Genomic DNA, 25,264 nt, shown 5'->3' on the forward strand with positions numbered 1-25,264 from the left:
TTTATACCAATGCCAAAGCCGGTTTCACCTGGTCTTTGTATCCAGCTACTTCGCTTGGGTGACAATAGACAAAGTGGTCAGGAGCCACTTCAACTAAGCTACAGTCCGCCCATTGATCCTCACTATAAGCTAAGCCGTCAAAGTGAAGTCGTTGACGAACTTTTTCTGACTCTGGGTCAGCTGTTGGAATCGCCGATAACAAGGACTTGGTATAGTCATGCAAAGGGTTGTTGTAGATTTCATCAGCTGTACCGATTTCAACCAGCCGCCCTTGGCACATGACACCAATCCGGTCAGAAATATATTTGACCATAGACAAATCATGTGTAATGAATAAATAGGTTAAATCATTGGCGATTTTCAAGTCTTTCAACAAGTTAACGATTTGGGCTTGAATGGACACATCAAGGGCTGAAATAGCTTCATCCGCAATGATTAACTTTGGTCTTAGGGCAAGCGCTCTAGCAATTCCAACCCGCTGGCATTGACCCCCTGAAAACTCCCGTGGGTACCGATTAGCATAAAGTGGGTCTAAGCCAACTTGAGCCATTAATTCGGCCACAGCAGCTTCTTGTTCTTGTTTTGTTTTAACCAAACCATGGACCCGCATCGGCCCCCCAATAATTTCTCCCACTGTCATCCGAGGATTTAAAGAAGCAAAGGGATCTTGGAAGATCATTTGGATGTCTTTTCTAAAGGCCAATAGGTCACGGCGTCCTTTAATATGGGCAATATCTTGACCTAAAAAACTGATTCCACCATCACTCAGGTCTTCTAATTTCATCAAGAGTTTCCCTGTTGTTGACTTACCGGACCCTGATTCTCCTACCAATCCAAAGGTTTCCCCTGCCTTAATGGTAAAGGTCACATCATTTACGGCGATTACTTCTTCCGCGCGCCCTTCAGCATAGACCTTTTTCACATGGTTAACTGACACAATATCTGTCATCAAATCCCCTCCTAACTTTCATAAACCGGTACAGTTTCGGCTAATTCTTCATATAAATATGGCCCGTAAGTTGGGTCGGCACTTTCAAAGGCTGCAAGTCCGTAAGCTGAACTAGTAGCCACTTGGTCCGCTTGTGTTTTTTCAGCAGACCAGTCTAAAATACTTTGGTAGACCACATAACGTGCTTGAATATCTACTGGTAGCGTCACTTTAGGCGCCCGCTCATCTAGCAACCATGTTGCAGCCTGATGCGTTTCTGAGACCTTGAACATGGGTGGATCTTTTACAAAATCTATATCCAGTGCGTACGGGTTCCGTGGGGCAAAAGGGTCACCCGCCGCCAACTTGGCCATATTGGGTGGGTTACCTGGAATGGTATACAAATTGTCGTCTTCTGTCGACAAGGTTGGGGTTGCTTCTAGTAAGCCCCAGGTATAAGGATGTTGCGGGTGGTAGAAGATTTCATTAGTAGTCCCTGTTTCAACAACTCGGCCGGCATACATGACAGCTACTCGGTCGGCCACATTGGCCACGACGCCCAAATCATGGGTAATAAAGATAACTGAGGTGTCGAATTCATCTTTTAATTGGTTGATCAATTCAATAATGCGGGCTTGAACAGACACATCTAGTGCTGTCGTTGGTTCATCCGCGATTAAGATTTTTGGTTTACAAGCAAGGGCCATGGCAATCATGATCCGTTGGCGCATCCCGCCCGAAAATTGGTGGGGATAATGGTAGGCCTTTGTTTCTGGGTCTTTAATTTCTACCTTGTCCATGAGGTCGATGGCTCGGCGCATGGCCGTTGCCTTATTGACTTTAGTATGGGCCATCACAGCTTCAGCGATTTGCATGCCAACTGTCATTACTGGGTTCAGTGAGGTCATTGGGTCTTGGAAAATCATGGCAATTTCAGACCCTCTAATCTTGGTTAAGTCGGACTTACTGGCTTTTAAAAGGTCTTGTCCTTTAAAAAGGATTTCGCCACCTTCAATATTGGTCACGTTCTTAGCCAATAAACCGGTAATGGCTTTGGTGGATACAGACTTCCCTGATCCAGATTCGCCAACAATCGCCAGTGTCTCCCCTTTTTTCAAGGAGAAGGATACGTCGCGAATAGCTGGTAGGACGCCGTTTAGAGTTTTAAAGGAAATTTTGAGGTTTTTAACTTCGAGTATCTTGTCCTTGTACATGTCGATCAAATCCTTTCTGTGGCCTAGTTGAAGGTCCATTCTTGAATATCTGTTAGGGATCCAAACCAGAATGGCTGGATACCACCATTCAGGTCGGTGGTTTGAATGGTGAATTGGTAATCAGAATACAGTGGCACTAGGTAAGCTTGTTCTTGGAAACGGGCTTGGATGGCCTTGTAGGTTTCGTAACGGTCTTCAAAGTTGGTTTGTGATGCACCTTGGCTGATTAATTGATCAAGCTCTGGGTCGTTGATGTTGACTTGGTTTGACCCTGATGATGACCAGTAAGAGGCTTGGTCTGGGTCAACGTTTAAGGCTAACCCCATCATAGCTAGGTCGTAGTCGCCTGCTGTCACATTGGCCGCGTGGGTGGTAAAGTCGGCTGATGTTTGGACAACATCTAGTCCAATGGCTTCTAAGTCTTGTTCAATCAAGTTGGCGGCATTCATCCGGGTAATATTTCCGGTTGGGACAGCCAATTTAATGGTCTGACTGGTATCGAATCCTGATTCTGCTAGCAATTCTTTGGCACGATCTGGGTCATAGGCCACTGGGTCTAAGTCCGGGTCTTTATAGGCTGAAATTGAGGTATAGGTAGTTGGAATAACTTCCCCTTCCCCTTGCAATAAGCCGTCTGACATCCGGTCGCGGTCAATAGCCGCTAAAAGGGCCTGTCTAAAAGTGGCATTATCGAATTTTTCATTGTTGATATACATAAACTGGACTGAGGTTCCGTAGCTAGATTCGACATAGATGTCCTCATTTTGTTCAAGGAATTTGATGTCTGAAATTGGAATCAAAGCAATCCCACCACCAGCAGTCATGTCTAATTCACCTGCTTGAAGGGCAATCACCATACCAGTTGAATCCATAATATGAACGATGGCATTTTCAATCGCTGGCTTGCCTTTATGGTAGCTTTCATTGGCAACCATCTTGACGTAAGACCCTGATTCATATTTCACGAATTTATAAGGACCAGCAAAAACAGTCGGATTTGTGGCAAATTCAGAAGAACCCAGGTTATAGATATCTTCTTTTTCTACAACATGCTTAGGGGCAATCATAATCTTAAAGCCAATGTTTTCATAAACGTAAGCTGGGTCAGTGGGTGTTTTCAAGGTAATGGTTAAAGTCTTGTCATCAATTACTTGAACACCGGAAATGGTTTCAGTCCCTTCCGCTAATTTACCAGCATCATCCAACCCTTCGATAGCCTTCAGATTGGCTGAGTTAGAAGTTTCAACATTTGGATTGGCGATGACATTGAAATTATAAGCCACATCATCCGCTGTAAAAGGTGTCCCGTCTGACCAAACAACGTCATCTTTTATGGTGATGGTATAAACTAAGTTGTCTTCTGTTGTCATTGAAGCGACATTGGGTTCAAACACGCCTGCTTCAGGTTGGTCTAGTAATGATGGGTACATGAACCGTTGAATCCATTGTCCAGCAACGTCTGTGGTGTTAAAGACATTAAAGCCGGAAATGGTATTAGTTGTCCCAATATCAAGGGTATTGTCAGTAGTGCTTGTTTCTTGGGCTTGGACTTCAGTCGTTAGACCCACTGAACTATCATTGGCTGTACCGCAGGCCGCAAGTACAAAGGCGGCCACTGTTGCGATAACTAGCGATAATCGTTTTGTTTTCATGGTTTTTCCCTCCTCCCAGTCTTATATCTCACCTTCAACTGCGCTACGTAAGCCTTCACCAATAAAGTTGATGGATAAAACGGCTAAGAATACGGCCAATCCAACTGGTATCCACCGCCAAGATTGCATGGTTAATACCGATAGGGACTGAGCTGCAGTCAACAAATTCCCCCATGAGGCAGTAGGTGGTACAACCCCTACACCTAGGAAGGAAAGCGAAGCTTCGGTGATAATAGAAGTTGAAATCCCAAAAGTCATATTGACTAAAATTGGTGACAAAATATTTGGAACGATTTGCTTAAAGACAATATTGCTTGTTGAATAACCAGAAGCAACGGCTGCTTGAATATAATCAGCCTCTTTTAGTTTCATCACTTCTGCCCGGACTAGCCGGCAAAGCGGTGCCCAACCAAATAAACCAATCACGATCGTCACGTTCCAAATAGATGGTCCAAGGATTCCAACTGCAACTAGGACTACTAAGAAATAAGGGAAGGACATAATCACTTCAGTTAAACGCATAATTAAAAAGTCCCAAACACCGCCTAGAAATCCAGCTAATAAACCTAAGCTAGTCCCAATAGCTGCATAAATCAGCACCGACACAATCCCAACAAACATAGAGACTTGGCCACCATAAAGTAAACGAGAAAATACATCCCGGCCAATTTCATCTGTTCCTAGCCAGTGGGTCGCTGTAGGGGCTTGTAGAAACCCACCTACAATTTCATCTGGATTAAAGGGGGCGATTACCCCTGCAAATACTGTTGCGCCTAATAAAATGGTAAAACAAATTAGGCCAAATACAGCCGCCTTGTTGCGGGCAAACCGTTGCCAAATAATAGTCCAGTAGCCAGTTTGCTTGATGCTTGTATCTGTTTTTTGTGTCTCATGAGCAAGCATATGTTGATCCATAAAATCTTTTGGACTCGCATAAGTCGCTTTAAATAAGTGGTCTTCAGCCATCTCTTTCCCCTCCTAAATTCCTGTTAAGGTGTAAGAGCCGACGCTAAGAGAGGAACGTTGGAAGATTGGGGCAGTGGCTGACAAAGTCAGCAACAACCTAATCTGAAACGCAGTCCTCTTTGGAGGCTCGAACCCGATTTTAATCCCTTTTTCAATGTACACAGCCGATGCCATGAAAGGCACCTTTTCGCACAATTACTTTTATTCGTAACGAATACGTGGATCGACGTAAGCGTAGGATACATCTACTAATAAGTTACATGCTAATACGGCAAAGGCTGATATCAAGGTGATGGTCATAATGACTGGATAGTCCCGTGCATTAATAGACGCCATCATCAATGACCCAATCCCTGGCCAGCGGAATACTTGTTCCGTTACGACTGCTCCACCGATTAAACGGGGAATATCAGACCCAATAACGGTTAAAATAGGCACTAGGGCATTTGGCAAGGTATGACGCTTGATCATTTCCTCTTCTTTTAATCCTTTAGCAACTGCTGTCCGCATATAGTTTTGTTCGTTAATCCCAATAACAGTTGACCGGACATACCGGGTCATGTTGGCACAGTACGACGCCCCTAATACGATTGTTGGTAAGACATAGTAAGAAAGGCCCTGCCAGAAAGTCATATCGCCCGACAAGTTTTCCCGACCCCCAATTGGTAACCAGCCCAATTCAACTGAGAAGAAATAAATCAAAAGCATCCCTAAGAAGAAGTTGGGCATAGACACACCGGCAAAAGAAAAAGTCGTCAGCAAGTGATCAATCCAGGTATTTTTATGGTTAGCTGCATAAATCCCTAGTGGAATAGCCACAATATAGGCAACAATCAAGGTCCCAAACATCAACTGTAAAGTTGGTAAGAGCGCTTCGCCGATTAAACCTGTAACGGCTGTTCTCGTTCTAAATGAGAAACCTAAGTCGCCTGTAAATAGGTTACTTAACCACCGCCAATATTGGACCACAATTGAATCGTTTAACCCTAAGTTTTCCCGAATCATTTCAATTTGTTCAGGAGTGGCATCGGGTGATTGGTATAAGTCTGCAATGTCCCCTGGCGCCATTTGAATCATAGCGAAGGCCAGGATAGAAATAATTAATAAGACTGGAATAATCAGCAATAGTCGTTTGCGTAAGTATTTAATCATTTGGCACCACCTTTAAATATTGACTTAAAGTAACCAGAAATAGCGACATAGCGTTTAGGATACAAGCTTCGTTGGCGACGAATTTACTGTTATGTAAAGGATAGCTAGCTTGACCTTGCTTGTCCTTTTCCAAGAAGTCACAACCGACAGTGAAGAAGGCGCCTGGTGTATCTTCAAGGTAGTAAGCAAAGTCTTCACCGTTCATCATAGCGCCTGTTGCGGCCGTATTTTCGATAACCTCTGTGAAAACGGCTGAGTAGTCGATGGCGGCCACTAAGTCAGTCACGATGCTTGCGGTGTTTTGAATGGCTGGATAACCCTCGTCGTAATCCACACTGGCTGATCCACCATGCATGGCTGCTGTCATCTCAGCGATTTGAATGAATTGGTCCTTGATTGTGGCCCGACCTTCTGGCGAAGAGGACCGAACTGTGCCGACAAGAGTCGCTGTATCGGCAATAATATTTGGCGCACCCATACCAGCGTCCACCCCTGCAACAGTCACGACCAAGGGTTCAATGGGGTTGGATACCCGAGATACTAAAGTTTGTAGGTTGGCGATCGTTTCAGCGGCAATAACCACAGAATCGATAGCTGTGTGAGGAGATGATGCATGACCGCCCCGACCTTGAATCTTAATTTCAAAGGCATCTGAAGCAGCTGACCCATAACCCAGTGAATAGCCGACAGTGCCAGCCTCTTTTGAAGGATCAACATGCAGGCCAAATACCGCGTCCACCTCCGCCAAGTAACCAGCGTCTACAATGGCTTTAGCGCCGCCTGGTTTCTTCTCTTCAGCGTGTTGGAAGATGAAAACAACCGTACCCGCAAATTCATCGCGGTGGGCTTGAATGACTTGAGCCACTCCTAAAAGTGTTGCGGTATGGATATCATGCCCGCAAGCATGCATGACACCAGGATTGTCCGATTTAAAAGATAAATCTGTTTCTTCAGTGATTGGTAAGGCGTCCATGTCTGCTCTTAAGGCAATAGTCGGTCCCGGTTTAGCCCCATGAACCCGTGCGACAATTCCGTAGCCGTCACCCACATTCCGGTCGATATCAAAGATTTTGGCCGACAGCAATTCCATATAAACGAAATTGGCTGTTTCCACCTCTTCAAAAGACAATTCAGGATTTTTGTGTAGGTCGCGCCGGACTTGGACAACATCTGATTCAATAGACGCTGCATGTTTTAACCATTTGGCCAAAAGGGCTGCCGTGGCTTGGCTGACTTTACTTTCGATTCGACTAGTACTCGCTATATCTGCTTTCAACATAGGCTTCAACCTCACTTTCGATGACATAATGATTGACGATGGTTAAGATGGTTTCTAATCCCAACATGAGACATCTTTGGTCAATTTCAAATTTGGGATGATGATGGGGGTAATTCTCGCCATTGGGATGGGCACCCGCTGGTATAAAATAGAAAAGTCCAGGGATTTTTTGGACGTAGTAGGCGAAATCTTCCCCACCCATACTGGCTGGCTTTTCATTGACCATTTCCGCGCCAAACCGGTCTTTAAAGATTTCTACTACTGTTTGCGTTTCCGTTGGATGGTTGTAGAGGGCTGGATAGCCATCGATGAAATCTATCTTGACTGAAGCCCCGTGGGCTGCCGCAATATCCTCAGATAGGGAGAATAAATCTTTTTTTGCAAGGGCACGTAAGTCAGGATTATAAGTCCGAATCGTCCCATTTAAGCTAGCAACGTCGGCCATGACATTAGCTGCCCCGTTACCTGCATGGAAGTTTCCAATCGTAACAACACCAGGATCCATAGGGTCTTTATGGCGTGAGACAATGGACTGTAATTGCTGGATTAAGTACGCAGCTGTTAAAGTCGCGTCTACATTGTGGTGGGGACTGGCTGCGTGACCGCCTTTACCATGAATTTCGATGGCGAAGGTGTCTGAATTGGCGGTCGCAAACCCTTCGTGGTAAGAGATGGTGCCGTCAAAGGCTTTTTCACCTGACACATGAAGGCCAAAGATTTTATCCACATCGTCTAGGGCGCCGGATGCCATAATGGACTTGGCACCACCTGGTTTCACTTCTTCCGCATGTTGGAAAAGGAATACCAATGTCCCAGCGATTTCTTCTTTTAATTGAATCAAGTACTGGGCAGCCGTCAGCAAGATCGTCGTATGCGCATCGTGACCACAGGCATGCATCACCCCGTCAACTGCCGACTTATAAGCTAAGTCTGTCTCTTCCTGAATTTGTAGCGCGTCCATGTCGGCCCGAAAGGCAATAGTCGGACCTGGCTTGTCACCTTTAAGTCTGGCGATCACCCCACCTCCACCAACATCCGTTTCAATGTCAGTGTAGCCAAAATTTTCTAACTCCTGGTGAATAAACTTTCTGGTCTGGTATTCATGAAAAGATATTTCTGGATGACGGTGTAAATGTTCGAATGTTTCACTGGCATACGCTTGATAATTCAAAGTATGATGATTGGATTCTTGGTTCATCTTCTCCACCCCTAATTTTCTTGTCTGATTATCTATACTGTTATGACGTTATATGTTACGTTACTTAACATTTAGTGTCATAAATGTAAGATTTCTTAACTAATGACTAGATTATAGATTGAAAAAAATTTATGTGCAAGCACATTTTTATCATTGAATTTTAATTTTCATTCATTTTCATGGTCATTTCAAGCTTTTGGCACCTTAAAATATTTTACTAATTGATGTAGGCAAACGCTTGATTTGCGCATAATTGTGACAGGTATTGTTATATAATGTAACATTACAATGGTGTAGATAAGACAATTTTGTAAGGATCTTGCTTTTTGGGAAACAAAAAAGCACCAAATTAGCTGATTCATGTCAACTAGCTTGGTGCTAAAATTAGAGATGCACAGAAAATCGTTCCACTGCACAAACTCATTTTTAAATCTATTTTTTAGGCTTGAAATACAGAAACACCGTTTAGGTAAGTTTCTTTTAGGTTCATATCTGGATCAACGACGATAAAGTCTGCCACACGGTCTGGTGCAATTACACCCACTTGGTCTTCTAAACCAACAGAGGCTGCTGGCACTTGTGACGCCATCCGCAGGGCATGTTCGCTGTCAACAACACCCCAATCAACCACATTCTTAACCGCTTGAATCAAGGTCAAAACTGACCCGGCTAAATTACCTGACTCCAGTCGCGCTTCACCATCTCTGACAATAACCGGGAATTCACCCAATTGGTAGTGGCCATCCGGCATGCCCGCCGCTGACATAGCATCTGTAATCAAGACCGTTTTATCCCAGCCTTTGGCTTTCACCAAGGCCCTGGTTGCTCCGGGATGGACATGTTTACCATCACAAATTACTTCCGCATAAGTATCATCCGTTGCCATCGCCGCCCCAACCATTCCAGGATTGCGGTGGTGTAAACCAGACATCCCGTTATATGTATGGATGAAAATGTTGGCACCCACATCGACCACTGCAGTCGCTTCTTCATATGTAGCAGAAGAGTGTGCTAGGGCTACTCGTACCCCCTCTTTAGTGACGGTTTCTGTGAAAGCTTGAGCTGTTTGCCGTTCTGGCGCTATAGCAATTTTATTGATCAACCCTTTAGCCGCTGACTGCCAGATCTCAAATTGACCCAAGTCAGGATCGCCCATATAGGCTGGATTTTGCGCGCCTTTATGTTCTTCCGTGAACCATGGTCCTTCAAAGAAGATGCCTAAGATTTTCGCCCCCTCAGCTTCCTCGTAGTGGTCACCGATTTTTTCAGCCACTGAAGTCAATAAGTCAGCAGAAGACGTTAAGGTCGTTGGCAAAAAGGCAGTCACACCTGTTGATGGCAGACCTTTAGACATCGTTTGTACCGCTTCAAAATCATCATCCATGACATCTGCCCCGTGAAAACCATGAATATGGGTATCCACTAAACCAGCAGCCACCGTATAGCCCGTATAATCTTTAATCTCACCTTTTAAGGGTTTCTCTAAAGTTGCATAGCCAAACTTACCGTCATGAACCTCTAAATAAGCTTTTTCTACTACTTCATCCGCTAAGATAATCCGATCTGCATAGATATAATATTTATTTTCTTCTATCAAGATGTTCTACACTTTCTTTCTATAATATACATTTTCAATTTGATTTATTAATCCATTATATATTATACGCTACTTGATCCTATCATCCTATGAGAAACAATCGTTTTTAGCATATCTTAAACAGCTGCTATGTGTAGAATAGCTTACACTATTATCTGTATTCGACAAAAAGAGCCACGATATGAAAGTCGCGACTCATCTACTAATATTGATTGACCCAACTTGGTCTTGTTAGCCTTTGTCAAAAAAGTAGGGCTTATTCAGCTGTTACGGCTTCTACTGATGAGATTTCACCTTCTGTATAGCCTACTACGAATGAATCCATTACTGGGTTGTGATCTTCGTCGAATGAGATGTTTCCTGTTACCCCTTCAAAGTCTTGGGTCTCTTCTAGAGCATCGCGGATGGCTTGTGGGTCTGTTGAACCGGCACGGTCAATGGCGTCAGCTGCTAAGCGGGCTGCGTCATAACCACCTGCTGAGAACAAGTCTGGCTCTGTGTCAAATTCTGCACGGTATCTCTCTGCGAACTCGTTGGCTGCGTCTGAACCGTATTCTCCTGTTACAAAGATGGTTGCATAGTAGAAGTCAGTAACGTTTTCTGCGCCAGCTAAGTTGATGAATTCGTCGTTACCTAATCCGTTTGGCCCTAAGATTGCAGCGTCGATGCCCATTTCACGGGCTTGTTTCACGATAGCCCCACCTTCAGGATAGTAACCAGCGATGAATAATACGTCTGGATCTTGGGCTTTTACGTTGTTCAAGATTGAGCTGAAGTCTGTGTCTCCTGATAAGAACGACTCTTTAATGACAACGTCACCTGAGTAGTCTTCTTCAAATTGAGAGGCCAAGTTTTGACCATAATCAGATGAGTTATCTTGTAAAACGGCAGCCGTGCTCCAACCCTTCTCGTCCGCAAAACGACCAAGTGCCTCTGTTTGGTTAGAGATTTGGAAGGCAATTTGGAAGACATAGTCAAATACATTTCCTTGTGAATCCAATGTTAAATCATCAACGGTTGCTGAAGGGATAATCATTGGAACTTGTGCGTTTTCAGTTGGTTGAATCGCTGCTTCTGTTGACGCTGCGATATCTGACGCTAATAATACGGACAAGTTTTCTTCTGCTAACAGACGAGTAGCTTCATTGGCAGACTCTTGAACATTTGACTTATTATCCGTCACTACATAATTGATTTCTTTACCGTCAATACCACCGGCTTCATTAATTTCCTTAAAAGCAAGTGTTGCACCATCGTTGATATAAGAACCGTAAGCAGATGCTGACCCAGTTAAACCAAAGTCCCCACCGATGTTAATCGTATCAGCATCTTCTGATCCCGCAGAAGAAGAGCTGTTAGCTGTTTGTGTAACTGAACCACAAGCAGCTAAAGTAGCTGCAGATAATAATGTTAAACCAAATTTTTTCAAATTCATATTTTCCTCCTAAAACAAACCCAACCAATAAATACCAACAATACAAACCTTTATCAAGTAGACTAAAAATTTGCTTATAGCAATAAAAAAAGCCTCCCTAAATGGGAAGCTTAGGTCCCATCTAGTGTTTCAACACAAATAGGACATATGAAATTGGCTGCTGCCAAATTCCCTAAGTCCTAGAATCAATAATAATAATGACAATATGCTTATTATTTTGTGTTATGCCTAACATAATGAGATGCCTCTTTCGTTTTCTAATATAATTTTAATTTATACTAAAAGGGTCGAGAATGCAAGGTTTAATTAAAGTATTATGATAAAAAAGTGAGAAAAAGCTACCATGGGAAGAAAAGGAGACCTAAAATCAGGACAAAAACCACATTTATGATGGTGAAAATCTTGAAATAAGCCCTAGAATCCACAGACATAGCGTTTCGAATAATGGTAAAACCGATTAAATTGGCTAATGAAGCGACCATGGTCCCTAAGCCCCCAATGTTAACCCCCATTAATAAGCTATAAGCCTGGTCTGTAAAGGGCGACACCAGAATAGTGGTTGGGACATTTGAAAAGACTTGCGAAGCCAAGAGTCCTGTTAGGTAAGCCGTGGCCTTGCTTGAAATGTTGGCTGACAACCAAGACTGGACCACTGTTAACTCAGTAATATTTCCGACTAATATAAAAAATGACGCAAAAGTCAGTAGCAATAAATAATCCACTTGCAGTAAATACCGCCAGTTAGTCAGGAGGACATAGGTCACAATGAAGGCCACGGTCCAAAAAACATTGAATAAGCCAAAGATGGCAGTGACCATAAGCACCATGCCAATACTTGCTTGGATAACGATCGACCGGTTCACCAACTCGTCCTCAACTTGGGTGTGTGCTGCCCTTTTTTCCACGAAGAAAGTAGCGGCCATCACTAGAACAAACCCAGCTACCATCAGGGGTAGAGTCCACCACATGAAGTGGACGAAATCGACTGGATAGGTAGAATAGATGATAAGGTTTTGTGGGTTGGAGAAGGGGAAGAAGACACCTCCTAGATTTGCGGCCACGACGATCAGGGCTGCACCGAGCACCCGCCCTTTGAAGGCTTTTAGGTGACGCAGGATATTCAAGTAAATCGGCAGTAGGGTTAGGACGGCGATGTCGTTGGACAACAGGAAAGACCCAAAGAATGAGGTCAGAACCATGGATTGGACGATGACGCGGCTATTTCCAGACCAGTCAATCAGTTTTATCGATGCCCACCGTAATAAGCCTGACGTCTGGAAAAAGGCTAGGACAATCATCAAGCCAAATAAACTGACTAAGACGTCGTATTTAATATAGGTCGGGTCAAATTGGCCGAAAATCACAGCGATTGTGGCCAAGCTTGCGGCAATCACAAAGAGCATATTCTGCCGTACCCAAATGTTCATTTTATGCATAAGTAAATCCCCTCAAATTTGTATTTCCATAAAAAAGCCACCAGCCAAGAAACCAGCGGTGACTCCATTAATTGCTACATTATTTTACCAGAAGAAATGATTAGGACCTACGAATAAATAGGATTTTTTTGGGATTTAGTGAGGGGTATTTGGTTTAATTTTGTATCCTAGATAAACCAACAAAACGAATAAATCAATAATATTTCTAGGGTTCAATTGAGTATGTCGATGAATTTTTTCTAGACGATAATTTACGGTATTTCGGTGAATGAATAATTCTTCACTAGTTGCCCTTGTATCTAAGTTATGTTTGATGAAAATAGCCAAAGTTGCAACTAGTTCATCATCTAATTGGTCTACCCGTTCAAACAATACCTCATCTTTTTTGAATATTTCTGGATTGAATAAATAAAATGGATAATCCTTTACAAAAATAGGTTGGTTATTCTCAAGCTGAAGCAAAGAGAAATAGGTCAGCGTTTGCTGGATATTCGTTAGAATTTCAGCAATATTTTGCCCGCTTTCAACCCAAACGGAACCGTGTAATTGCTCCTCAATTTGTTTGCGACTAACGGCATGAGTGTTGAGTAGAACTAATGTATAATTTTGGTAATTAAATGTGGTTACGTTTAAGAGTTTAGCAAGACGCATCAAATGTTCAGCTTCTCTTGATAAAATAACCGTCAGTGTTTTTGTTAAATCGATATGATATTTATCACTTGCTAGTTCCCTAATATCTTCCCCGTATATGCCTTGAGTATTTTGAATCAAATCATTCATGAACTTTTCATCATCTTGCTTCTTCTGCATAGATAACAAGGCGTCTATTTCTTGTTCAATCAGTAATTTAATCATCGATGATAATAGCTTCGTATAGTTCTGTACCTCTTCCGGTTTACCCGAAATACCAACTACACAAATCATTTCGCCCCGAATAGTTACTGGCTCATTAGCACCTTGTCGTTCTCCATTACGATCTGTGTATACTAAAACTTTCGCTTTTCGGTCGAAGGCCTTTTTACCAGAAAAATGGAAATCACCTACCCTATCTGGGTCACCACTAGCAATTATCGTACCATCTTTATCAATAATATTTATGTTATAGGGGACATCTTCCATTAATTGATTCACATATTTTTGCGCTCGTTCTCTAGTCAAAATATATTGATCTTCTCGCATTTGAATGCCCCTTTACACAGATGTCTTTAGGTCTATACTAACACTCTTACGATATTTTCTGCAGTTTGGGCTAAATTAAATGTTGCATTTTCAATTAATTCTTCTAATTTAGCTGCACCTGGCGCAGAAGAAAACACCGCATCAATACCTACTTCATATAACTCATCGATATCTTCTCCAACTGTACCAGCAATGGCAATCACCTTTTTATCAGGGTTAACAGACTTAAATGCTTGAGCCACGCCATAAGGTGTCTTTCCAAACTTAGTTTGGAAGTCAATTCCACCCTCACCAGTAAAGCAAAGGTCACAACCAATTGCAAACTCCTTAAACTTAGCATATTGAAGGACAATTTCAATTCCCGTATGCATTTCTGACTGAGTAAAGGCCAATAGTCCAGCACCTAAACCACCTGCAGCTCCTGCACCAGGAGTATTAATCACATCAATACCGAGATCTTTCTTCAAGATTTCAGCATAGTGAGCAAGATTTTTATCCAAAGTTTGAATCATTTCTGCCGTTGCCCCCTTTTGAGGACCGAAAACATTTGACGCACCGTCTGGCCCACAGAGTGGATTATTAACATCAGAGGCAACCACTAGTTTTACTTTCTTCAAAGCTGGATTAGCTTGATCTGTTTGAATACTGGCCAATTGATCTAAGCTGCCACCACCGTACGGAATTTCTGCACCTTCAGTATCCAATAGTTGATAGCCCAGGGCTTGAGCCATACCTGCACCACCATCATTAGTAGCTGACCCGCCAATACCCAGGATTATTTCTTCAATCCCTTGATCGATACAAGCTAAAATCAATTGTCCCGTCCCATAAGTTGTTGTGATTAAAGGATCCTTCGTTTGGTCATTCACGTACCCAATACCAGACGCTTCAGCCATTTCAATGACAGCCGTTTTGCCATCACCTAAAATACCATAGGTTGCAGTAACCGGTGTTCCTAAAGGTCCAACAACTTCTAATTGATGAAGGTTACCTTCTGTTGCGTCAACTAAGGATTGAACTGTCCCTTCTCCACCATCTGCCATAGGTAATGATACAATTTCTGCATCCGGTAGAGCCCGCTTAATTCCCGTGCTGATTGCTTCACAGGCTTCTAGCGCCGTTAGGCTCCCTTTATATGAATCTGGTGCTACTAGTATTTTCTTTTTCATTGAATTGTCTCCTCTTATCTTGATTATAAAATGCCGTAAATAATTGTGGCAACTGTGGCGATTGATAGCCCTATGATGGATTCATACCCGATACATTTCATTCTATCCGCAAATGACATATCGACTGCATCTGCAGATACATGGAAATAAGTTCCATGTGGTAAATGATCAATTACCACAGCCCCGGTATGGACCATGATAGCCGCGTTAAAGGGCGCAATACCTGTTTGCAAAATAGCTGGACCAAAGGAACCTGTAGCTAAAATTACACCTGTTGAGGTTGAAGCTGTTGCTCCCGCCATCAAAATTCCAGAAATCGGTGCCAATAAGACACTTGGCACATTTAAACTATCCATGATAGTCACAATTTGTGTGGATAAATCAGATGCCGTAATTAAACCACCAATAGCACCTGCCCCGACGATGATCAAAATCGTTGGTGTCATTCTGTCCAAACCACACTTGGTAAATTCAAGAATTTTGCCAGTTTTACCCATTATCAATAAGCCAATTAACCCGGCAATCGGTAGTACATAAAAAGAATCAAAGTCTAGGCCAGATACGCCGAAAGCTTGTCCAATAGGACCTAACAATAGTAGTACTACTGCCAGAATCGGTGCTATAAATGCTTTACCAACGCTTGGTAAATTTGCTTGGTTACTTTCATCTACTTTAGTTTCTTTTTCACTTGTAGTAACTATCGAATATTTCGATTTAATCGCATTAGCAACTAATACAGTTACCAATAATCCAGCTAAGGCAGGAATCACCCCTCCTACCATAGCTTGAATAGTCGAAATACCGAATCCCTCAGCCGCTGCAATCGTATTTGGATTAGGAGAAATAATATTTCCCGCCTTCCCTCCACCGGAAAGTGCAATTAAGATAGCAATTTTAGAATATCCATTTTCTGCTGCGACTGATAAAGCAATCGGTGCAACAATTAAAACAGCAACTGGGATAAAGACACCAACACCAGTGATAACCATCGTTGCTAAGGCCAAAGCAAATAGCGAAAAAGTCCCTGGCATCTTCCGTACGATAAAGTTTGCAATCGTTTCTGCTGCTCCAGACTCCATCATTACACCCGCAAATACACCTGCTGACAAGATTCTAATGACCGTCCCCATAACACTTTGGGTTCCTGAAATGAGAACATCTAAGGTTAGAACTAAGTCAGCCCCTCCAACCAAGCAACCTACAACTGCCCCAAAAATTAAGGCATAGGTTGGATTTAATTTCATTAAAATTAGTACAATAGCTAAAGCCAAACCAATTATCGCTGAATACCATGGAATTACCATTTCCATTATGTCACTCCTCTTCATATAATTTCGCATTTTTTGATTGCGCTTACATTGATATATTAGAGGAGAAGTAAGCGTTTTACTATATTACTAGTGACAGATATTTTTGTGCATTTGACCAATTAATCTGTCACGTTAACAGTAATATAGTAATTTTTAACACCAGCCATTAACTTTAAAGTAATTTTTCGGTGTAGTAGGTTAAGGACATAGCAACACTTGGTTCTTATAAATATAGAAAGGGAGGTGTAACTTGTTTGGTAAACCTAAATGAAATCTGATTCTAAGAGTGCTTTTAACTATCATTTTGCTATTTGAAATAAACGTGGTCAATGGCGCTATAAGGTAGGCGATTATCGATTAATCGCTGATATCAATGACGAATCAATCACTATTTTATTACTGGAGATTGGTCACCGCAGAGAAATAAATAAGGACCTAGTTCTGGGGCGGTGCGCTTGCACTTTTCCCCTAGTCTAGGTCCTTTTTCTTATTTTTTATTCACTTTCAACGACGATATCATCTGACAAGTCTGCCCAGTGGTTGGTTGGTCCATGACCATGGCCGACATCGATTCCGTCTGCGATCGCACCCTGGATAAACTGCTTACCGATAATGATGGCGTCCTTCAAGTCAGTTCCTTTAGCCAATTCGGCTGCGATTGCGGCTGACAAGGTATCCCCTGTCCCGTGAGTGTTTTCTGTATTGACCCGTGGACTAGACAGCCATAATTGTTCCCCGTTTTCAAAGAGGACTAGGTCTCTGGCCCGTTCTGCTTTTGAATGGCCCCCTTTGACAATCACATTTTTGGCCCCGTATCCTTGTAACTTCAATCCTGCCGCCAACATATCTGCTTCTGATTCAATAGTCATGTCAGCGATGATTTCTGCTTCTGGGATATTTGGTGTGACTATGGTCGCAAGAGGGAGTAATTTATTTTGAATGGCGTCGATGGCGTCTTGATCCAACAGTTGGTGACCACCCTTAGCCACCATGACTGGGTCAACGATTAAAGGTCCAAAGTCTACCTCTTTCAGATTTTTAACCACATTCTCTACATATGCTCCGTTAAATAACATGCCTGTTTTGACAGCGCCTATTTTGAAGTCCGCTTTCAAAGAGGCAAATTGCGCATCGATAAAGTCCAAGGGTACCGGTAAGGCCGATTGGACGCCTAGGGTGTTTTGGGCAGTCAAGGCGACCACAATCGACATACCAAAGGCTTTTCGGGCTTGGAAAGTTTTCAAGTCGGCTTGAATTCCTGCACCCCCACCTGAGTCAGACCCAGCGATTGTCACTACTTGTGGTGTTGAATTTACCATTTAGTCCACCTCCAACATATCTGCTACTTCAGCCTTTAAATCCCTTACGCGTTGTGTCACTGAATCTGCCAGCATGATTTCAGAAACAACTGAAATCCCTGCAATCCCACTTCCGGCTAATGTTTTGACATTTCCTAGCTGAATGCCGCCAATTGCGACAACTGGGATAGCTACTTGATTGGTAATTGTCTGTAATGTATCCACCGTCACTAGGCTGGAATCCTTGGTGGTTGTTGGGAAGATGGCTCCCACGCCTAAATAATCCGCCCCTTGTTGGTAGGCCTCTTCAGCTCGCGCTAGGGTTTTGGCTGAAACCCCTAAAATTTTATCTGGTCCGATGAGTTTTCTGACCACGTCAACTGGCAATTCGTCGTCACCAATGTGGACGCCCACTGCATCCACCGCTAACGCTAAGTCCACCCGGTCGTTGATGATCAAAGGCACATCATATCGGTCGGTGATGGCTTTCAATTTTTGGGCTAAGGCGTAAGCATCGCGGCTGGTTGCTGTCTTGTCCCGGTATTGAACCAAAGTAACCCCCGCCTTGACCGCGTCTTCAACCACTTGTAAAAAGGCGTCTTCTTGGTAATCAAAACCCGCTGTGACTAGGTATAAACTGTAATCCATTATAGCTGACCTCCCTTAATACCTGTTAACCAATCATCGTCTTCTAACAATAGGGACAGGTTATTCAATGTTGCTTGTCTAAAATCGGCTAGTCCTCTTGTTGTGGCATCCGCTTTTTCACCACATAAATTAAAGTAAGATACCGCTAAAATCACAGCATCTAGGACGGGTTGGCCAGCACCTAATAAGGCTGTTACCAAGGCGCCGACAATGTCTCCTGTCCCAGTAAAGCGCCCCAGATTGTCTACCCCATTTTTCAAATAGTAAATGCCTGATGCGTCAGCGACTATGTCTACTGGTCCAGTGGCTAATAGCGTTGTGCCGGCATGGTCTGACACCCATTCTTGCATGGCTTGACCCAGTTCCACTAAGGCCGCCTTGCTTTGGTCATCGGCCCCTGCGTCAACACCTCTTCCTGTTGATCCTAAACCACAGAAGGTCCGCATTTCAGACAAGTTTCCCTTGATGACATCTGGTGTGGATGCACTGATTTCTTGGGCTAAGTCGTTACGCAAGGGACTGGCTGAAACACCTACTAAATCCAGAACGAAAGGCGTATCTGTTTCTTCAGCTGTTCTAGCAGCCAATAAAATGTTGCGGATTTTCTCAGGCGATAAACTCCCAATATTGATCAAGGCCCCGTCATTTTGATTGAAGAAATCTTCCATCTCAGCTGCCTGGTCTGCCATGACTGGTGCCGCCCCCACATATAACAAGGCGTTGGCCACTGATTCCACCGTTACAGTATTGGTTAAGCACTGGATTAGCGGACTTTTAGCTAATGGGAAGGGGTTGTCGTAAGTTGGTAAAGCTTTTAATGTATATAAATCGATTGTCATCTTTTAAATCCTTTCAATATCGCATCTTTTAAATCATTATGATGAAGTATTATTGGTGTTCAATTATCTAGACACCTTTTGGCAAACAAAAAAGCCCCCTTTCCTGTCAGTATTCGACAAAAGGGGGAAATAGTCGTCCAAATGAATGATAGCAAGGAAAAAAGCCAAACGAATCATATTTTTGACAATATTTACTACATTTTCCTTCGCCAGTATTAACTGTATCAGGTTCCATGGGTATAATCTCAGCTGTCACAGCACCCCAAATGTCTCTATGAATTAACTCTATTCAAACAATCTTTTAAAAGAATGTCAACCCTTTCAATATGAGTAAAACCATGAAATCCATCAGATGATTATTGGACTGGTGTAGCTGGTATGGGTATAATAAGGGAAAATTCGATACAAATTTATAGGAGGTCTAACAGAATGAAAAATTTTAAACATTACAGCAAAGTCGACACGGAAGTCCTTAGAGAAATATGGAACGATATTTTGGTGGATGGTGTCGCCTTCCCTGGTTTAGACCTTTATTCAAGGGCCGCCTTTGAGAAGAAACTGGATGCTTATGACCAAGTTGACGTCTTATTGGTGGATGATCAGATTGCTGGCTACTACCTGATTAAAGCAAATAACGAAGGTCGGGCAAGTCACGTAGCTAACGGGACTTACGCAGTGAATAAAGCCTTCCGGAGTCAAGGTTTGATCAATGACTTGGTAGCAAAATCCATTGAAACAGCTAAAACATGCGGTTTTAGAGGGATTCAGTTTAACGCGGTTGTAGCTGAAAACAAGGCTGCTATCCATACTTACGAGAAATTTGGCTTTGAAATTGTGGGGACAATTCCAGGCGGTTTCCAAGTGAAAGACGGTCGTTATGTGGATATGCATATCATGTATCTAGATTTAACGAAGACAAGTGCCTAAATTAGGTCTTAGGACGGATACATCTACCCTTTTTTCCCATTAATATATAGACATGAGAAAGGATGATGTACGCAATGAAACAAACATCAAAAATGACCTTGGGCAAGTTCGCCAAAGCCTTATTTAATAAGGAAACACCTACCTATATCAAGGCGATTACTGGATTAGCACTCGCTTATACCGTCTTCCCAGCTGATGTGTTGCCGGATATCTTCGGTCCCTTGGGATTTGTGGATGACGCAGCCGTAATTGGTGTCTTGACGACGATTGCTATGTCCTTATTAGATAATTACAACGAAAAACAAGCTACGCAAACAGCCAATACACACACCGACTTTGATCCAAATAAAGTGATCAACTAGATTAAAATACCTACCCCTAAAAGCCGTGAAACCCACTACCCCGGGAATCGCGGCTTATTTTTATTGTAGATAGAACAAAATAAAAACCACCAACAAGCTAGTATGCACTAAGTCGTTGGTGGTTGTGTTAAATCTATTACATTTTTATAACTAATTCTAGTCTCAATATCGGGCTTTATTTAACTAGTGCAAATCCTGCTGTCCAAGCGATTTCTTCGCGGGCTGCTAATGTGATTTGTAGGAAGCCGATTGCTTCTAATTCACGAGCACGTGATAATTCACCTGCGTCTACAAAGTTCAAGCCGCTACCTTCTAAAGCATCTTTGAAGGCTGCTTTAGCTTCTGCTTCACCAGCTGCTAAAACTGTTGTTGTGTTATCGCCAACTTGTTTAGAAGCTAATGTAGTGCCAAAGTTTGTGTTGAAGGCTTTGATAACTTTCGCACCACTTACTTTTGCTTGGATTTCTTGGGCTGCTGATGAGTCAGCTGGCACAACTAAACCATCGAAAGTGTCGAAGTTTACTGGGTTTGTGATATCAACAATGATTTTGCCTGCTAATTCGTCAGCGTAGTTAGAGATGATGCCATCTACTGCTGCGTAAGGCACTGCCAATACAACAATATCGCCTAATGCTTGTTTACCGTCTTGTGAACCGATGTAAGCGACGTCGTTTCCTGCTTCTTGGAATAAGCCACCGATTGCTGAACCCATGTTACCTTTACCGAATACTGTAATATTTGCCATGTTTATATACCTCTTTCATTTGTAAGTTTCTTGGTTACTTGTTTATAGGTATATTTAACCACGAAAATCCACTTACTAAAAGTAGGCACTTTTTCCTTAGCTACTTACTTATTGGTAAGTAATGACAGATACCAAGGCTTTGCCAGCAAAAAAAATTTAATTTTTTTCTGAATTTTTAATTCCCGGTAGGTTGCCGTTCAAATAATCGTTCCCCCAGGCCCGCATCACTTCAATAATAGGCCTCAAGGTATCACCCAATTCACTCAAGGAATACTCCACTCTTGGTGGTACTTCTGCATAAACAGTCCGCTGGATAATCCCGTCTGACTCCAACTTACGGAGGTTTTCCGTCAAGACTTTCTGACTAATCCCTTCAATAGACCGGTGCAATTCATTGAAACGGTAAGTCCCCTTCAATAATTCTCGAATAATCAAAACTTTCCATTTATTCCCTATTAGATCGACCGTTGTCGCCACTGGGCAAATCGGTAATTCTTCTTTCGCTAACATAATTTCACCTCAATCGGCTTTCTATTACAAGTATCATACCAGAAATTCGCCTGATAATTATTGTAAAAAGACTACAGACATCGATTTAGTGATCCCTTGCCGAGAAATAACTTTGTCTATTTTATATTTTATAAATAAAAGCACGATAGTCATTGCAGTTTCTGATGACGGCCGATATAATGTTAGGCAATATGGGAGAGAACAGATATTTTGGGAGAATTATAAATAATGAAGAAAAAGAATATTAACTGGTTACGTTTGTTGGCTTACTTTGCTCTATTGATAGTCTTTATCATGCTATCACCATTCATTTTACTTGTTGCGCCTATTCTGGCCTTGTTTTTCTACAAGATTAAACCAAATAATCGATGGTTCAGAAATAGCTTGATTGCCTTTGCAGCTGCATTAATCGGTACGATTGTCATCTTTTCAATAGACACTCGTGAAACCGAGGCCAATCAAACCGCTCTACAATCACAAGCACAAGTCATATCCTCAGATCAAGATGTTGATGAGCATTCCGCTAATGATTCTGAATCAGCGACCGAAGACGCGGCAGCTAAGTCTGCTGAAGATGCGTCACGCAAATCCTCCAAGGAATCTTATGACAAAAAATTAGCTGCTGAATCAAGTGCACGCCAAGCTTCTTCTAAGAAACGTGCTGAAGCAGAGTCTAAAGAAAAAGCAGCAGCTGAATCTAAAGCTAAAGCTGAAAGTGAAATTGCCAGCCAAGCAAGCGCTGAATTGACAAAAGTACGGACAGTACCAACTGGGCAAACGTATATAGAAATTAACAATAACACCCCTTACTTTACAGATGCAGATATTACATCGACTGAAGCCTACGAATCATACGGTGAACTAGATAGTTTAGGTCGAGTAACCGCCGCAAACGCTGTCCTCGGCGTCGAGCTCATGCCTACTACAGAACGTGGCGATATTTCAGATATCAAGCCAACTGGCTGGCAACAAGCCAAATATGCCAATGTTTCTGGTGGTTGGTTATATAACCGGTCTCATTTGATTGGCCACCAATTAACTGGTGAAGATGCCAATGCCCGCAACTTGATGACTGGGACTAGATGGTTTAATACGGAAGGAATGTTGCCCTTTGAAAACTTTGTGGCTAACTATATTGAAGAAACAGAAAACCATGTGCGCTACCGCGTTACACCAGCATTTGAAGGGGAAAACCTACTGGCATCCGGTGTTTACATGGAAGGCTTCTCTATTGAAGATAATGGCGCCACTATTCAATTCAATATCTATGTACCAAACATTCAACCAGATGTTGAAATTAACTACGCAGACGGTTCATCTGTAGGTCCTGAAGGCCCGTCACAAGATGAATCACTATCAAACTTAAACCAATCTTCGACCGTTTCTGAAACTGCCCCTGCAGCTGAAAGTGCACCAGCTACTACCGCACCAGCGTCTGGTGGTGATGTCAGTTCGGTTGATGCAAATGGCAACGGACAGGTAACCATTAAAGAAGCCAAAGCGGCAGGCTTTTCAATGCCTATTTATGCTGACCATTGGTTGTATCCATATATGGATGACCGTGACGGCGATGGTATGGTTGGTGAGTAATCCGCCCTACAATTTATATATACGCGAAAAAAGGCGAAATGCGCTTCCAAAAGAGTGCATTTCGCCTTTTTAATTTTCGTTAAGTTTAAGCTAAGTCTTCGCCGTTTGAATCAATGACTTTACGGTACCATGTAAATGATTCTTTCTTAGAACGAGCTAAGGTGCCGTTTCCTTCATTGTCACGGTCAACATAAATCATACCGTAGCGTTTTTTCATTTCCCCTGTAGTAAAGGATACGATGTCAATCACGCCCCACGGTGTGTAACCCATTAAATCAACCCCGTCTTCGTTAACAGCTAATTTGATTTGTTCAATATGGTCGCGTAAGTAAGCAATCCGTGCCTGGTCATGGATCTGGCCGTCAGCGTCAAACTCATCTACAAGTCCCAAGCCATTTTCCACGATAAACAATGGCACTTGGTAACGGTCGTAGAAGCGGTTTAGGGTATAACGTAAACCAATTGGGTCGATTGCCCAACCCCAGTCTGACCGTTCAATATAGGGATTATCCACTTCATGCGGTACGCCACCGTGAACCTTGTTTGTTGGCGTTAATGGGGCATCTTTATCCACCATTGTCGACATGTAGTAAGAGAAACCTAAGTAGTCAACCTTCCCGTTTTGAAGGATTTCTTCATCGCCATCTAGGAAAGGAATTTCAATGCCGTCGCGGGCAAATTCTTTCAAGGCGTAGTTTGGATAGTAACCACGGACTTGTACGTCCGGGAAGAAGTAGCGCATACGCATCGTTTCTTCAGCTAAGAATACGTTGGCTGGCTCACCTGTTTTTGGATAAACTGGCACGTGAGATACCATGGCACCAATTTCAAAGTCTGGGTTAATTTTCTTACCAGCTGCAACCGCTAAGGCTGAGGCAATTAAAGTATGGTGACCTGCTTGGTACATCACTTGTTTGGCATCTTCGCCCTCTTCAACCGTTACACCTGCGTTAGTCCACAAGAAGATAGGATTTGAATAGTCCATCATATTGTTGATTTCGTTGAAGGTCATCCAGTATTTGACTTTGTTTTTGTAGCGTTCAAAAACTGTTTCCGCAAATTTCACAAAGAAGTCCACTACTTGACGGTTTTTGAAACCACCATAGTTTTTTGCCAAGTTTAAAGGCACTTCAAAATGTGAAAGGGTAATGACTGGTTGGATGTTGTATTTCAATAATTCATCAAAGAAGTCATCGTAGAATTGTAAGCCTTCTTCATTTGGTTCAGCATCGTCCCCATTCGGAAAAATACGTGTCCAGTTGATTGACGTACGGAAAGCTTTTAAGCCCATGTCTGCAAATAAAGCCACGTCTTCTTTGTAGTGACCGTATAAGTCAACGGCCACATGGTTTGGATAGTAGCGACCTTCTTCAACTGTATCAGTAATTTCACGCGGTTGATTAGCCCCACCGGCAGTCATTACGTCAGCAACACTTGGCCCTTTTCCACCAGCATCCCATCCACCTTCAGCTTGATGAGCAGCAATCGCGCCACCCCATAAGAAATCTTTTGGTAATTTCGCCATAATGATAAAACTCCTTTATAAATTTATTTGGTTAATTAAGTCAACGTTTGACCATCTTTAGCATCGTTGTGCACATTTATTTCAGTATAGTCTTCAACATTTTCGACAATGAAAGGTGTTATCGTTGTCTTTGTAGACAAACACCAATTCGCCGAGTATTTAGTATCACGGTAAATGATAGCCCTTTCATACTTTAGATTAATCATACATTGTACCCATATAATATGTCAAGTAATGCGAAAAGTGTTTATAACCCTACAACATAATAAAGGAATTTTGTTATATGACTATAATTTATACACTTG

Annotated in this window: 22 protein-coding genes, 1 pseudogene and 1 riboswitch; of the genes and pseudogenes, 4 read left to right on the forward strand and 19 right to left on the reverse strand. The window is 42.6% G+C overall.

Annotated elements, in window-relative coordinates; genetic code table 11:
• Position 1 precedes the first annotated feature (1 nt).
• The 13 genes from ACFW0C_RS08005 to ACFW0C_RS08065 all read right to left on the reverse strand — a co-directional run bounded on the left by ACFW0C_RS08005 (position 2) and on the right by ACFW0C_RS08065 (position 16,515).
• The gene (locus tag ACFW0C_RS08005) at positions 2–949 is read right to left on the reverse strand and encodes an ABC transporter ATP-binding protein (RefSeq protein WP_378106728.1); all 948 of its coding nucleotides are present in this window, start codon (positions 947–949) and stop codon (positions 2–4) included.
• Between the two features lie 11 nt (positions 950–960).
• Entirely contained in the window at positions 961–2,142 is a 1,182-nt protein-coding gene (locus ACFW0C_RS08010) for an ABC transporter ATP-binding protein (RefSeq protein ID WP_378106730.1), read from the reverse strand.
• A gap of 23 nt (positions 2,143–2,165) precedes the next feature.
• The gene (locus ACFW0C_RS08015) at positions 2,166–3,794 is read right to left on the reverse strand and encodes an ABC transporter substrate-binding protein (RefSeq protein WP_378106732.1); all 1,629 of its coding nucleotides are present in this window, start codon (positions 3,792–3,794) and stop codon (positions 2,166–2,168) included.
• 21 nt (positions 3,795–3,815) lie between these two features.
• Positions 3,816–4,760: an ABC transporter permease gene (locus tag ACFW0C_RS08020; protein WP_378106734.1), complete on the reverse strand. Its 945-nt coding sequence runs from the start codon at positions 4,758–4,760 to the stop codon at positions 3,816–3,818.
• Positions 4,761–4,961: 201 nt separating this feature from the next.
• Positions 4,962–5,912: an ABC transporter permease gene (locus ACFW0C_RS08025; protein WP_378106736.1), complete on the reverse strand. Its 951-nt coding sequence runs from the start codon at positions 5,910–5,912 to the stop codon at positions 4,962–4,964.
• The gene (locus ACFW0C_RS08030; RefSeq protein ID WP_378106737.1) at positions 5,905–7,191 is read right to left on the reverse strand and encodes a M20 family metallopeptidase; all 1,287 of its coding nucleotides are present in this window, start codon (positions 7,189–7,191) and stop codon (positions 5,905–5,907) included. The genes ACFW0C_RS08025 and ACFW0C_RS08030 overlap by 8 nt, the downstream gene beginning before the upstream one ends.
• Positions 7,163–8,389 (reverse strand): M20 family metallopeptidase, encoded by a 1,227-nt coding sequence (locus tag ACFW0C_RS08035; protein WP_378106739.1) that lies wholly within the window; start codon positions 8,387–8,389, stop codon positions 7,163–7,165. The genes ACFW0C_RS08030 and ACFW0C_RS08035 overlap by 29 nt, the downstream gene beginning before the upstream one ends.
• A gap of 439 nt (positions 8,390–8,828) precedes the next feature.
• Positions 8,829–9,986: an N-acetylglucosamine-6-phosphate deacetylase gene (gene nagA, locus ACFW0C_RS08040; protein WP_378106741.1), complete on the reverse strand. Its 1,158-nt coding sequence runs from the start codon at positions 9,984–9,986 to the stop codon at positions 8,829–8,831.
• Between the two features lie 256 nt (positions 9,987–10,242).
• Entirely contained in the window at positions 10,243–11,421 is a 1,179-nt protein-coding gene (locus ACFW0C_RS08045) for an ABC transporter substrate-binding protein (RefSeq protein WP_378106743.1), read from the reverse strand.
• 338 nt (positions 11,422–11,759) lie between these two features.
• The gene (locus tag ACFW0C_RS08050; protein ID WP_378106745.1) at positions 11,760–12,857 is read right to left on the reverse strand and encodes an SLC13 family permease; all 1,098 of its coding nucleotides are present in this window, start codon (positions 12,855–12,857) and stop codon (positions 11,760–11,762) included.
• A 135-nt stretch (positions 12,858–12,992) separates the two neighbouring features.
• Positions 12,993–14,036 carry a CdaR family transcriptional regulator gene (locus tag ACFW0C_RS08055; protein WP_378106746.1) on the reverse strand — a complete coding sequence of 348 codons (1,044 nt, stop codon included), beginning with the start codon at positions 14,034–14,036 and terminating at the stop codon, positions 12,993–12,995.
• Positions 14,037–14,068: 32 nt separating this feature from the next.
• Complete coding sequence (locus ACFW0C_RS08060) at positions 14,069–15,205, reverse strand: glycerate kinase (RefSeq protein ID WP_378106748.1); 1,137 nt, start codon at positions 15,203–15,205, stop codon at positions 14,069–14,071.
• Positions 15,206–15,228: 23 nt separating this feature from the next.
• The gene (locus ACFW0C_RS08065) at positions 15,229–16,515 is read right to left on the reverse strand and encodes a GntP family permease (RefSeq protein ID WP_378106750.1); all 1,287 of its coding nucleotides are present in this window, start codon (positions 16,513–16,515) and stop codon (positions 15,229–15,231) included.
• A gap of 315 nt (positions 16,516–16,830) precedes the next feature.
• Here ACFW0C_RS08065 and ACFW0C_RS08070 point away from each other — a divergent pair.
• Positions 16,831–16,992: pseudogene (locus ACFW0C_RS08070) on the forward strand (type II toxin-antitoxin system RelE/ParE family toxin); the annotation flags it as partial.
• A gap of 17 nt (positions 16,993–17,009) precedes the next feature.
• On the opposite strand, the gene thiD reads toward ACFW0C_RS08070, so the two are convergent.
• Genes thiD through ACFW0C_RS08085 form a run of 3 tightly spaced genes read right to left on the reverse strand, consistent with a single transcriptional unit; the run spans position 17,010 to position 19,300 of the window.
• Complete coding sequence (gene thiD / locus ACFW0C_RS08075) at positions 17,010–17,834, reverse strand: bifunctional hydroxymethylpyrimidine kinase/phosphomethylpyrimidine kinase (protein WP_378106751.1); 825 nt, start codon at positions 17,832–17,834, stop codon at positions 17,010–17,012.
• Entirely contained in the window at positions 17,835–18,461 is a 627-nt protein-coding gene (thiE, locus tag ACFW0C_RS08080; protein WP_378106752.1) for a thiamine phosphate synthase, read from the reverse strand.
• Positions 18,461–19,300: a hydroxyethylthiazole kinase gene (locus ACFW0C_RS08085; protein ID WP_378106753.1), complete on the reverse strand. Its 840-nt coding sequence runs from the start codon at positions 19,298–19,300 to the stop codon at positions 18,461–18,463. The genes thiE and ACFW0C_RS08085 overlap by 1 nt, the downstream gene beginning before the upstream one ends.
• 184 nt (positions 19,301–19,484) lie before the next feature.
• A riboswitch (TPP riboswitch) is annotated at positions 19,485–19,575 on the reverse strand.
• Positions 19,576–19,729: 154 nt separating this feature from the next.
• On the opposite strand from ACFW0C_RS08085, the gene ACFW0C_RS08090 reads away from it, so the two are divergent.
• Positions 19,730–20,227 carry a GNAT family N-acetyltransferase gene (locus ACFW0C_RS08090; RefSeq protein ID WP_378106754.1) on the forward strand — a complete coding sequence of 166 codons (498 nt, stop codon included), beginning with the start codon at positions 19,730–19,732 and terminating at the stop codon, positions 20,225–20,227.
• Positions 20,228–20,301: 74 nt separating this feature from the next.
• Positions 20,302–20,589 carry a YkvA family protein gene (locus ACFW0C_RS08095; protein WP_227869132.1) on the forward strand — a complete coding sequence of 96 codons (288 nt, stop codon included), beginning with the start codon at positions 20,302–20,304 and terminating at the stop codon, positions 20,587–20,589.
• 175 nt (positions 20,590–20,764) lie between these two features.
• Here the strand turns inward: ACFW0C_RS08095 and ACFW0C_RS08100 are convergent, their stop codons facing one another.
• On the reverse strand, positions 20,765–21,334 hold the full coding sequence (locus ACFW0C_RS08100) for an NADPH-dependent F420 reductase (RefSeq protein ID WP_378106755.1): 570 nt from the start codon (positions 21,332–21,334) through the stop codon (positions 20,765–20,767).
• 156 nt (positions 21,335–21,490) lie between these two features.
• A complete protein-coding gene (locus tag ACFW0C_RS08105) occupies positions 21,491–21,844 on the reverse strand; it encodes a winged helix-turn-helix transcriptional regulator (RefSeq protein WP_378106756.1) in 354 nt (117 codons plus the stop codon).
• A gap of 228 nt (positions 21,845–22,072) precedes the next feature.
• Here ACFW0C_RS08105 and ACFW0C_RS08110 point away from each other — a divergent pair, with 228 nt between their 5' ends.
• On the forward strand, positions 22,073–23,434 hold the full coding sequence (locus ACFW0C_RS08110; protein ID WP_378106757.1) for a DNA/RNA non-specific endonuclease: 1,362 nt from the start codon (positions 22,073–22,075) through the stop codon (positions 23,432–23,434).
• An 85-nt stretch (positions 23,435–23,519) separates the two neighbouring features.
• Here the strand turns inward: ACFW0C_RS08110 and ACFW0C_RS08115 are convergent, their stop codons facing one another.
• On the reverse strand, positions 23,520–24,959 hold the full coding sequence (locus tag ACFW0C_RS08115; protein WP_378106758.1) for a 6-phospho-beta-glucosidase: 1,440 nt from the start codon (positions 24,957–24,959) through the stop codon (positions 23,520–23,522).
• Positions 24,960–25,264: the final 305 nt, after the last annotated feature.

The sequence above is a fragment of the Aerococcus sp. NPDC058936 genome (assembly GCF_042741995.1).
Lineage (GTDB): Bacteria > Bacillota > Bacilli > Lactobacillales > Aerococcaceae > Aerococcus.